Below are 1,465 nucleotides of genomic sequence, written 5' to 3' on the forward strand. Positions count from 1 at the left end.
TGTCCCCCGTCAGCGTTCGATAGACAGATTGCGGTTCATTAACATGTGAGTGTTTTGGTATCATCGTAGTGACGCAAGGAACGAAGATGAGACCAAAACAGAAAAATTCCAAAGCTAGTGCTGAACGCGTGGTCAAGGACATCCGCCGTCAAACCCGCAAGCAGTATAGTGCAGAAGAGAAGATACGGATCGTGCTGGAAGGCCTGCGCGGTGATGATACGATTGCCGAACTGTGCCGCCGTGAAGGCATTGCCCAGGGTGTTTATTACAAATGGTCAAAGGACTTCATGGAGGCTGGCAAGAAGCGTCTTGCAGGCGATACGGCGCGTGCTGCTAACAATGAAGAAGTGACCGAACTTCGCCGTGAAGGCCGTGATCTGAAAGAAGTTGTTGCAGAGCTCACGCTTGAGAACCGGCTCCTTAAAAAAAGCATGATCGGGGATGGGGGCGAAGACGAATGAGATACCCCGCATCCGAGAAGCTTGAGATCATCAAGCTGGTGGAGCGTTCTCATCTGCCAGCCAAACAGACACTGGATAGGCTGGGCATTGCCCGGCCTACCTTCTACCGCTGGTATGACCTGTATCAGCGCTTTGGTGAAGATGCGCTGGAAGACAAGCGCCCTGGGCCTCGTCGCGCATGGAACCGGATACCGGACGAGATCCACGACCAGATACTGGAAATGGCGCTGGAGCGATCGGAGCTATCGCCCCGCGAACTTGCGGTCACGTTCACCGACACTAAAGGCTACTTTGTATCGGAAGCTAGTGTTTACCGGCTCCTCAAGGCGCATGACCTGATCACCAGCCCCGCCTTTATCGTCATGAAGGCTGCCAGCGAGTTTAAAGATAAAACCACTGCACCTAACCAGCTCTGGCAGACGGATTTTACCTATCTCAAAATCATCGGTTGGGGCTGGTATTATCTCTCCACCATCCTCGATGACTTCTCCCGCTACATTATCAGCTGGAAGCTATGCACAACCATGCGCGCTGAAGATGTGACCGATACACTAGAGCTGGCGTTGACAGCTTCTGGCTGTGATCAGGCCCATGTGCTGCACAAACCCCGGCTGCTCAGCGACAATGGTCCCAGCTATGTTGCCGGAGAACTGGCCGACTGGCTCAAAGACAGAAAGATGCGCCATGTTCGCGGCGCTCCCTTCCATCCACAAACCCAGGGAAAGATCGAACGGTGGCATCAGACCCTGAAGAACCGCATCCTGCTAGAGAATTATTACCTACCCGGTGATCTGGATAAGCAGATCGAGGCGTTCGTCGAGCATTACAACCATGAGCGCTATCACGAGAGCCTCAAGAACGTGACACCTGCTGATGCCTACTTCGGTAGGGCAGCATCAATCATCAAGCAAAGAGAAAGGATAAAACAACAGACTTTTAAAAAACGCCGCTTGCTTCACAGCAAGCTGGCAGCTTAATATCAACCAGATGGTGCCAAACACTCA

At 52.6% G+C, this 1,465-nt stretch carries 1 protein-coding gene; it reads left to right on the forward strand.

The features are described from left to right. The first annotated feature begins 86 nt into the window (after positions 1-86). Positions 87-1,438 (forward strand): IS3 family transposase gene (locus tag BOSE62_RS17340; protein WP_236554228.1). Its coding sequence is split into 2 segments (ribosomal slippage): positions 87-422 and positions 425-1,438, totalling 1,350 coding nucleotides; the frame shifts between segments, so codons are not numbered across the junction. Positions 1,439-1,465 lie beyond the last annotated feature (27 nt).

Origin of the sequence: Sphingorhabdus sp. 109, assembly GCF_902506555.1 — a bacterium.
Lineage (GTDB): Bacteria > Pseudomonadota > Alphaproteobacteria > Sphingomonadales > Sphingomonadaceae > Parasphingorhabdus.